A 7,671-nucleotide genomic window follows, 5' to 3' on the forward strand; every position below is an offset into this window, starting at 1 on the left:
CGCGCTGATCACTTCAGCTCGTCCGGACAAGGCGTCCCGCGCGGCACGGTGTACGGCGCCGCCAGCCGGTACGTCCCCGCCTTCGGTGCCAGCAGCATCGTCCACTTGTCCCCGTCCGCGTCCTCCGGCGTCTCCATCAGGCACCCGTTGACGTTGTCGAAGGTCTTCGGCTCCCCGTCCCCCCGCTCCTTCGACGCGTCCGTCTCCTGCGGTGCCTGCAGCTTCTTGCCCTTCGCGTCGACGATCGACAGCCACGGCGAGTACGGGATCCGGATGAGGATGCGCCCGGCCTTCTTCACCCGCATGGTCATCTCGCCCTGCGCGGCCCGGTCGACGACCGTGTTCGGGGAGGCGAGTGGCGCCGGGTCGGTCACCTGGAACAGCTGCCAGTTCGCGTCGCCCCAGATCTGCTTCAGATACGGCATCCCGCGCTGGACCAGCTCGCGCTCCCGCTCGCCCCCGTCCCCGTCGGGCTCGTCCTTCGGTACGACCACGAAGTGCACGGCCCAGCGCTGGAGCCACTCGTGGTAGTTCGCGGAGTTCAGGGTGTCGTCGTAGAAGAGCGGGTTGCGCTCCATGTCGGCCTGGCGGTTCCAGCCCCGGGCGAGGTTGACGTAGGGCGCGAGCGCGGACGCCTCGCGGTGGGAGGCGGCCGGTACGACCTCGACGCGGCCCTTCTCGGCGCCGACCTCCTGGAGCTCGTTGACGAGGGGGGCCAGCTCGCGTGCCCAGGACGCCGTGGGGGTCGTGTGGACGACGTCGTCGACCGACTTGAAGCCGACCCAGACGGTGAAGCCGGCGAAGGCGACGACGGTGGCGTACCACTTGCGGGAGCGCGGCACCGTGAACGGCAGCGCGGCCGCCAGGGCCACCCCCGCGAACAGCATCGGCAGCCGCGAGATGTTGGAGCCGATCTGGGAGCTGACCAGCCAGACCAGGACGACCGACAGGCTGTAGACCCCGGCGGCGATCCGGACCGTCGTCCACTCGCGCGGGACGAGGAAGTAGACGAGGAGGCCGTACGCCAGCGGCAGCAGCACCGAGGCGATCTTCATCGGCTGGGTGCCGGCGAACGGGAAGAGCCAGGCGGACAGGGCTACGACGGCGGTGGGGGCGAGGCCGAGCGCCCAGGCGCCGGGGCGCCGTTTCTGCAGGAAGAGGGCGACCGCCACCAGGCCCACGAACAGGCCGGCGACGGGTGAGGCCATGGTGGCGAGGGCGGCGAGCGTGGCCGCGCAGGCGGCCTTGGCCCCGCGTTTGTAGCGCCAGCGGTGCGGCCAGCAGAAGACGACGGCGACCGCGCCGAGCGCGAACATCGTGCCGAGACCGAAGGTCACCCGGCCCGAGGCCGCGTTGCACAGGAAGGCGAACACACCCGCCAGCGAGGCCCACAGTGGGTTCCGCACCGACCGGCTGCGGAGGAGGATCAGCGCCAGCAGCCCGGCCGAGACGGTCCCGGCCAGCATCATCGTCGTACGGACGCCGAGCACCGACATCAGATACGGCGAGACGATGCTGTACGACACCGGGTGCATGCCGCCGTACCAGGCCAGGTTGTACGCGGAGTCCGGGTGCCGGCCGACGAACTCGGCCCAGGCGTCCTGCGCCGCGAGGTCGCCGCCGCTGTTCGCGAACGTGAAGAACCAGACGATGTGGAGGACGCCGGAGAGCGCGGTCATGGAGAGGACGGGGTGGCGCAGCAGCCGCTCGCGCAGCGCGAGGAGGGCGGTCCGGGTTCTGGTCCTCTTGGAGTCCTGGGGGTCCTGGTGGGGGCCCTTGGGGTCCCCGGAAGGGCCGCCGTTCCCGGTCTCAGGTTCCGCGGGCACGCCTATTCGCGGGCCGGTACCCGGGCCCGGGTCGGTGTCGTCGGCGCGTGTCGGCTCCGCAGTGGCCACCTGAAGGCACTCCCCGTGGTGTCCCGTCTTCGTTTCTCGGCCGCGCCCCAGCGTCGACCTGCCCCGGTTCGTGACGCTAGCACGCGGCCCGCCGTCCGGAACCCGGGCGGGGTCCGGACGACGGGCCGGGTGGGGCGTCCGTCCCGTTTCCGGATCAGCCGACGCGGGTCAGCTTGTCGGTGAGACCCGGTTCGGTCAGATCCTTCTGGAGGGTGACCGGGACCTTGACCGCGCCGCCCTCGCCGTCACCGACGGTGAGGGAGCCGACCTTGGTGCCGGCCTTCGCGGTGTGCGGTACGTCGTCGGCGGCGAAGGAGAGCTTCACCTTGTAGCCGGCCCAGCCGACGGCGGTGACGTCCTTGGTCAGCACGACGGGGGTGTGGCCGCCGAGGCCGTCGTCCACGTACCCGACGACGTCGCCCTTCTTCAGGATCTTCGTCGAGGTCAGGGCGTCCCGGGCGGCGAGCATCGCCGTCTTGCTGACCGCGTTCACGGTGTCGATGATCGGCGCCGTGTGCTGGCCGAGGATCGCGCCGACCACGGTGACCGTCTGCCCGCCGACCTCCTTGGTGGCGGCGAAGAGGAGATTGCCGCCGGCCGCGCTGGTGGTGCCGGTCTTGATGCCGATGGCGCCGTTGAAGGGGACCAGCTCGTTGTAGTTCCTCCACTTCTGGCCCGACGGGTCGACCCAGTTCGGCAGCTTGGTGATCTCCATCAGCGCCGGGATCTTCACGAGCTCGTTGCCGAGCTTCACCTGGTCCTCGGCGGTGGAGACGGTGGTCTCCTTGAGGCCCGAGGCGTCGGTGTACTTCGTGTTCTTCATACCGAGTTCCTTGGCGGTGTCGTTCATCTTCTTGATGAACGCGGCCTCGGAACCGGCGTCCCAGCGGGCGAGCAGCCGGGCGATGTTGTTGGCGGAGGGGATCATGATCGCCGAGATCGCCTGCTTCTGGGTGAGGACGTCGCCCTGCTTGACGGTGTTGAGGGTGGACTCGCCCTGCTTGTTGTAGCCACCCTCCTTCTCGGCGAGCGCGTCGACGGTGATCTTCGCGCCCTCCTCGCCGGACTTGAGGGGGTGGTCCTTCAGGACGATGTAGGCGGTCATGGCCTTGGCCACGGAACCGATCGCGACGGGCGTCTGCTTGCCGAAGTCGCCCATCGTGCCGATGTCGTTGACGTCCATCCAGCCCTGGCCCTGGGTGGGCCACGGGAGGGTCGCCTTGCTGCCGTCGAAGGTGTAGGAGTCCTTGGCGGTGAGGCTGAGCGTGGGGGTCGGCAGCGGGCGCAGGGCCTGCACGATCGCAAACACGACGACCAGGAGGATGAGGATCGGGGTCCAGATCTTGACCCGGCGGCCAAGGGTGCGCAGGGGGCTGGGCGGGGGCGGCGGAGTGTTGGTGAGCTCCGCGAGCAGGTCGAGGGGCGGCTTCGGCGGCAGGGGCTGCTGCGTGGTCCGCTCCGGGCCGACCTGGGGGACGGCGGCGGTCGCGTCCGCCTTCGGCCGCGCCTCGCGGGGCTCGTCGAGGCCCTTCAGCGCGACGAACTTGCTGGTCCGCTCGGCGGGGGTCTCCGGCTTGGGCTTCGGCTTGGGCTCGGTCTTCGGCGCGGCCTCCGGTGCCTTGCCGAGCTTCAGCATGGTGGTGGGCTGGTCGACGGGGGGCCGGGGTGCCTTGAAGACGGCGGTGGGCTGATCGACGGGGGGCGCGTCGGTCACGTCGCCGTCGCCGTCGCCGCCGGGATGGGGGGCTTCGTCGGGCTCGTCGTCGGTCTGCGGGTCGGTGGGGGCTGGTCGCGCAGTTCCCCGCGCCCCTGGGGAGTCCGGCTTGCCGGCGTCGGCACGGGGGCCGTTGTCGGGCTCGTCGTCCGTGTGCGGGTCGGTGGGGGCCGGTCGCGCAGTTCCCCGCGCCCCTGAGGGGGTCGACTCGCCGGCGTCCGAGTCGTGATCCTCGTCGTCGGCAGGGGCTTCTTCGGCTACGGCCGTCTCGGCGTCGTCGCTCTCGGGCGCCGAGTCGGTGTCCGGGCCGGACTCGTCCTCGGAGGCCTCGTCGTCGGGCTCGGTGTCCTTGCCCTCGGGCTTCTCCGCGGCCTCCGCCGTACCGGAACCGGTCCCGTCTCCCGTGGCCACCCACGCCGCCACCGCGTCCCGCAGCCGCGCGTCGCCCGAGGGGGCCGACTCGTCGCTCTCGCCGGCACTGGAGTCACCGGACCCGGTGTCGGGGCCGTCCGAGCCGTCGGCCGTACCGGATTCGTCCGAGCCCCCGGCTGCGCTGGTGTCGTCCGGGACCTCAGCCGTGCCCGAATCATCCGTGGCGGTGTCACCCGAGTCCTCGGCGGCGCTGGAGGCACCCGTGTCACCCGCGTCTCCGGCTGTGCCCGTGGCGCCCGGCGCCTTGGTCTTACCGGAGCCCTCCGAGCCCTCAGAGCCCTCGGCCGCCCCGTCCGTGACGCTCAAGCCGTCACCCGTCCCGGAGTCGCCCGAGTCCCCGGCCTTATCCACATCGTCCCGGGGCTCCGCCGTGCCCGTGTCCTCCACCGCGTCCGAACCGCCGGTCTCGGCCTCGTTCTCGGCCCCGCCGGCTTCCTCCTCGGCGTCGGCCTCGCCCGCGGACTTCCCAGACTCAGCCTCAGCCTCGTCCTGGAGTTCCTCGGCCCCGTCCACGGCCGAACGCGTGTCCCCGGCCCCCTCGGCCCCGGAACCCCCCGTCCCGGCCTCTGCGGGCCCCTCTGCGCCCTCCTCGGGCGTCTTCGGGAGGTCGCGTACCGAGAAGACCCTCGTGGCCGTGTCGATGCCCGCGAGGGAGACGGACTCGCGTGCCACCGCGAGCCGGGGGTCGCGGGCGGAACTCCTCGCCCCGGGAACCGGGCTCCCGCTCCCCGACGTCGGTTCTGCCGACGACTCGCGCTGCTTCGACCTGTCGGGGGACTCGCCCGCCACCAATGCCTCCTCGATGTGCCGCAGGCGATCGGTATCCGTCGCCCTGCGTCTGCCGAACCGTTGAATCGCCGCCCGGGCAACCGCCACACCACGCTGTCCGAACCGTGTACCAGTGTCCTGTGTGTGGCCCTGTCCCAGGCGGTAGACGAGAACGACATACCTACTGGTTCCACTACAAACAGGTCACGCACCCTCGACAGACCAATGTGAGAGGGGTCACCCTGTCTTTCATCCACGCGGGGAGGCATGGATGGGCAGGAGCCGCAGAACACTTCCGGAAGAGCTTCTGCTGCTGGCGTTGGACCCGACCACGGGTACCACCGCACAGCCGCAGTCGCTCGACCTCGGTCTGGCCGGAGCACAGCTAGTGGAGCTGGCGCTGGCCGGACGGATAGCCCCAGACGGGGATCGTATAGCCGTGGTGGCCCCACGGCCGACAGGAGATCCGACTTTGGACTGCGCGTTGGAGTTGCTGCGAAGGCGTGGCGCTCCCGTGCGGGCAGTGAACTGGATCGGCGGGCCGCGCCTTGGGCTCCGCCAGACCTACCTCTCGCATCTGGAGCGGTGCGGCATGGTGCATGCCGTGGCGGGTCAGATGTGCGGGGTGTTGCCGACGACTCGCTACCAGGCGACGGACAACGAGATCAGCCGGGAGATCAAGGCCCGACTGGACTCGGCGATCCGCACCGGCGTACCGCCGGACCCGCGGACCGCCGCGCTCGCCGCCCTGGCACACGCGGTCGGCCTCGGCAAGCACCTGTATCCGGGCAACGAGGGTCGTTCCTCGCGCTCCCGGCTGCGGGACCTGATCAGGCACGACCCGATGGGCGGACTCGTCGCGCACGCCGTGATGGACGTCCAGAACGGCGTGGCCGCACAGCCACGTCGCAGCCCGGCACCGGCCGGCCGTCAGGCCGCCCCCGGAGCCAGGCCCGCGCCGGAACCCGCTCGCGGCGTTCCGATGCAACCGCGCCGAGGGCCGATGGCGCGCGCCGTGGCTCACTGAGCCGCAGTCCCACGGCACGCACCGTCGGCAGCACGACCCGCACGACCCGCACGACCCGCACCACTCAGCCGCCGCACCGTCCCCAAAGACCGGTTCGGGAGCCGCTGGTCCGCGCGGGGCGACGGAACCGTACGTCCGTACATCGGGCGTTGTCGGGTTCCGACGCCCCGCGCGGCCGCATGTCCGGGCACCGCCGACCGGGCGGCCCCGACGGAGGCGCGCGCAGCGCATATACACCGTTTCCCAGCGGTAATAAGCACCTTGGTGGCAGTCTGCTCAACAGCAGATACGCAAAGTCAAGAACGAGGCAGCAGCCGGAGGTGCACGTCCCGTGGCGTCCAGTGTCAATCCCACCGTCAGGCGACGCCGGCTGGGCCAGGAGCTGCGCAGGCTCCGCGAGCTCAAGGGCATGACGGCCGAAGAGGTGGCGGAGCGGCTGCTCGTGTCGCAGTCGAAGATCAGCCGGCTCGAGAACGGCCGGCGCAGCATCAGCCAGCGCGACGTGCGCGACCTGTGCGGGGTGTACGAGGTCGAGGACCAGCGCATCGTCGAGTCCCTGATGCAGATGGCCAAGGACTCGCGGCAGCAGGGCTGGTGGCACGCGTTCGGGGACATCCCGTACAGCGTCTACATCGGCCTGGAGACCGACGCCGAGTCGCTGCGCGTGTACGAACCCCAGATCATCACCGGCCTGTTGCAGACCCGGCCCTACGCCGAGGCCATCGTGCGCGGCGGCGCGCCGGAGGCCACCGAGACGGAGAACGACAAGCGCGTCGAGGTACGGCTGCGGCGGCAGAGCCGGGTCGCCGCCGAACGGGATCCGCTGCGGCTGTGGGTCGTTCTGGACGAGGCGTCCCTGCGCCGGGTCGTGGGCAGCCGGCAGGTGATGCGCGAGCAGCTGGAGTACCTCGTGGAGATGTCCCAGCAGCCCCACATCACCGTGCAGGTGCTGCCGTTCGACGTCGGCGCCCACCCGGGGCTGAGCGGCCAGTACTCCATCCTGGAGTTCTCGGACGCGGCGGACTCCAGCGTCGTCTACATCGAGGGCGTCACCAGCGACCTGTACCTGGAGAAGGCCCACGACGTGCAGAAGTACACCGTGATGTACGAGCACCTGAGGGCGCAGGCGCTCAACGTCGACCAGTCGCGTCAGATGATCGAGGACATCGCCAAGGAGTACGCCCGGGAGTACGCGCGGTGAACCGCCTCTGAGTGGCCGCTGAGCCGCCTCTGGGCCGCTTCCGGACAGGGCGGGCCGGATGGTACACCCCGGCCTTGCCCGTCTGGAAGAGTCCTTTGGAATATGCCACCAGAAGAGTGAACGACTGCTCCGAAAGAGGAAGTCGGCGAGTAGCGTCGATCACGCCAACGATCAGTAAAGGTTGGCGTAATCCGAACACTGCGCATCTGGCTACGGAGCGAATATGGCAATTCGTCTGGGCAACCTGGACTCATGGACGACCTCCACCTACACCAACGCCAACGGGGCGTGCCTGATGGTGAGGTCGACCGAAGAGGAAGCACTCGAACTCGGCGACACGAAGATCCCCGAGGGTCCCAAGCTGGCCTTCCCCGCCGAGGCGTGGAGTGCCTTCGTGGCCTCGGTCAAGGTGTGAGGGGCGGACCGGTCTGATCCCCGTCCCGTTCACCCACAACTGCACATCACAACTGCTCACGACAACAGCACAAGCACCACCACAGAGCCCTCTCGACCAGATCGCCGTCCTTGCCGAGGGGGCTCGGCGCATGCCTGTGCCTGCGGCGCTTCGGCCGGTGGGGGCCGCTCGCGCAGTTCCCCGCGCCCCTGACCGAGTGCGGCCGAACCTGCTCAAGGG

The 7,671-nt window shown here is 70.4% G+C and carries 5 protein-coding genes; 3 read left to right on the forward strand and 2 right to left on the reverse strand.

Going from position 1 to position 7,671, the window contains the following annotated elements; genetic code table 11:
• Nucleotides 1–8 precede the first annotated feature (8 nt).
• Both ACFVYN_RS04785 and ACFVYN_RS04790 read right to left on the reverse strand, forming a co-directional pair.
• A complete protein-coding gene (locus tag ACFVYN_RS04785; RefSeq protein ID WP_389992521.1) occupies nucleotides 9–1,895 on the reverse strand; it encodes an MFS transporter in 1,887 nt (628 codons plus the stop codon).
• Nucleotides 1,896–2,049: 154 nt separating this feature from the next.
• Nucleotides 2,050–4,830, reverse strand: coding sequence for a D-alanyl-D-alanine carboxypeptidase (locus ACFVYN_RS04790; RefSeq protein WP_389992523.1), 2,781 nt, complete (start codon nucleotides 4,828–4,830; stop codon nucleotides 2,050–2,052).
• 250 nt (nucleotides 4,831–5,080) lie between these two features.
• Between ACFVYN_RS04790 and ACFVYN_RS04795 the strand changes: the two genes are divergently transcribed.
• The 3 genes from ACFVYN_RS04795 (at nucleotide 5,081) to ACFVYN_RS04805 (ending at nucleotide 7,452) form a co-directional block, all read left to right on the forward strand.
• A complete protein-coding gene (locus ACFVYN_RS04795) occupies nucleotides 5,081–5,836 on the forward strand; it encodes a GPP34 family phosphoprotein (RefSeq protein WP_007382717.1) in 756 nt (251 codons plus the stop codon).
• 331 nt (nucleotides 5,837–6,167) lie between these two features.
• Entirely contained in the window at nucleotides 6,168–7,037 is an 870-nt protein-coding gene (locus ACFVYN_RS04800; protein ID WP_352388492.1) for a helix-turn-helix transcriptional regulator, read from the forward strand.
• A gap of 223 nt (nucleotides 7,038–7,260) precedes the next feature.
• Nucleotides 7,261–7,452 (forward strand): DUF397 domain-containing protein, encoded by a 192-nt coding sequence (locus ACFVYN_RS04805; protein WP_031039646.1) that lies wholly within the window; start codon nucleotides 7,261–7,263, stop codon nucleotides 7,450–7,452.
• Nucleotides 7,453–7,671: the final 219 nt, after the last annotated feature.

Source organism: Streptomyces sp. NPDC058307, assembly GCF_042880295.1.
Classification (GTDB): domain Bacteria; phylum Actinomycetota; class Actinomycetes; order Streptomycetales; family Streptomycetaceae; genus Streptomyces.

Bases quoted from the DNA above. Each gene is read 5' to 3' on its own strand.
- ACFVYN_RS04805 (WP_031039646.1), top strand. From the start codon at position 7,261: ATGGCAATTCGTCTGGGCAACCTGGACTCATGGACGACCTCCACCTAC.
- ACFVYN_RS04795 (WP_007382717.1), top strand. From the start codon at position 5,081: ATGGGCAGGAGCCGCAGAACACTTCCGGAAGAGCTTCTGCTGCTGGCG.